The organism is Catellatospora sp. NPDC049133 (assembly GCF_040648455.1).
In the GTDB taxonomy this organism is placed as follows: Bacteria; Actinomycetota; Actinomycetes; order Mycobacteriales; family Micromonosporaceae; genus Catellatospora; species Catellatospora aurea.
Window position 1 is genome coordinate 1 of record NZ_JBEZDT010000091.1, and the last position, 1,427, is coordinate 1,427.

The following is a 1,427-nucleotide window of genomic DNA, read 5'->3' on the forward strand; positions in this document are numbered from 1 at the left end:
CCTGGAGCGCGTCCAGCAGCAGTGCGCGCGACGTGCCACAGATCTCGCCGAGCGGGGTGAGCGCGACGACGCGCAGCAGGTTCAGGTCACCGGCGCCACCGCCATCGCCACGACCAGGCGGCGGTCGATGGCCGGGTCGTGGATCTGGACGGTGTACTTGTCGCGCACCAGCGCGAACTTCTTCATGACCGAGAACACCGGCTGGCCGTCGCGCACGAAGTCGAAGTGGTAGGGCCAGAAGGTCAGGTCGGCGAAGCGGCGCAGCAGCGCGATGGGCAGGCTGCGCTCCTGGCCGGTGAAACGCGCGCCGCCGGCGGGCTCCACGTGCCAGGTCGAACGCAGCAGCGACTTGGCGAAGTCCTTCTTGAACAGGCCGATCGGGGCGCCGTTGCCGTCGGTGACGTCGTAGGTCGCGCCGAGGTCGATCACGCTGCGGGCCTTGAACGCGGCGAACACGCTGGTCTTGCTGTCGTCGCGGTACAGCGTGACCTGCTCCTTGAAGGCCATGCGCTTCTGCTCGACGAACGCCAGTTGCGCGCCGGGGGTGCCGTCGGGCTGCACCGAGGTGACCTCGTACCGGTTGATCATCATGGTGAAGCGCTGCTTGATGAACAGCGTCTGCTGCGCTTGCAGGGTGGCCAGATCCACGAGGGGGGTCCTTCGTCCGGGGGTGAACGCGAAACATGAACTGTCCGCGAGGCGACAGTGTGCCATGAGACCACCAGGCCGGCTGACCAGCCGGGTGCGCCGTCAGCCGTGCTCCACCGGCAGCTCCTTACGGCCGTCCGGGGTGACCGCGACGATCTTCGTGATCTCGGCGAAGTCGTACGACTCCTGACCAGCCCCGGTCAGCAGATACCACTCCCCGTCGACCTGCGCGTCGCGCACCACCCCGCCCGGGAAGTGCACCTCGACCCGGGTGACGCCCACCGGAGCGCGCCCGAAGGTGTACGCCGCCGCAGGGTCGGACCCGAACGCCGACGAGGCGTTGCTCAGCCCGCCCGGCGGGAACGACGGCCGCATCGCCGTCGTCAGGTCGGACGCGCCGACCTGCACCGAGTGCTGCTCCTCCCCCAGCCGGCACGCCGTGCTGCCACTGTCGTCGGCGTACACCAGCAGCCGCAGCCGCCCTGGCACCGGCTCCACCTCGAAGCGCAGCGGCGGCAGTTCCGTCAGGCCTTCCTGGGCCAGCTCCGGCGCGGCGAAGTCCGCGCAGCGCCCCCGTGGCGTGGTCGCGCTGCTACTGGGCCGGGGCGGCTTGCCCGCGGGCACAGCCGACTCCGACGGGTGCCCCGTCGCTGAGCCGGCCCGCGCGCGGCCGTCGTGCCGCGCCGACCACCAGGCCGAGGTGCCACAGCACCGCGTACACCACCGTGGTGACCAGCGCGCCCAGCCCGCCGGAGACCAGCGGCGGCAATCCCGACGCC

Annotated in this window: 2 protein-coding genes and 1 pseudogene; all 3 read right to left on the reverse strand. The window is 71.2% G+C overall.

Annotation, left to right across the window (positions count from 1 at the left end; translation table 11 throughout):
- Positions 1 to 81 precede the first annotated feature (81 nt).
- Positions 82 to 591: a hypothetical protein gene (locus AB0B35_RS42105; RefSeq protein WP_361057520.1), complete on the reverse strand. Its 510-nt coding sequence runs from the start codon at positions 589 to 591 to the stop codon at positions 82 to 84.
- A 159-nt stretch (positions 592 to 750) separates the two neighbouring features.
- Positions 751 to 1,272: a hypothetical protein gene (locus AB0B35_RS42110; protein ID WP_361057517.1), complete on the reverse strand. Its 522-nt coding sequence runs from the start codon at positions 1,270 to 1,272 to the stop codon at positions 751 to 753.
- Positions 1,241 to 1,427: pseudogene (locus tag AB0B35_RS42115) on the reverse strand (hypothetical protein); the annotation flags it as partial. The gene AB0B35_RS42110 and the pseudogene AB0B35_RS42115, both read right to left, overlap by 32 nt.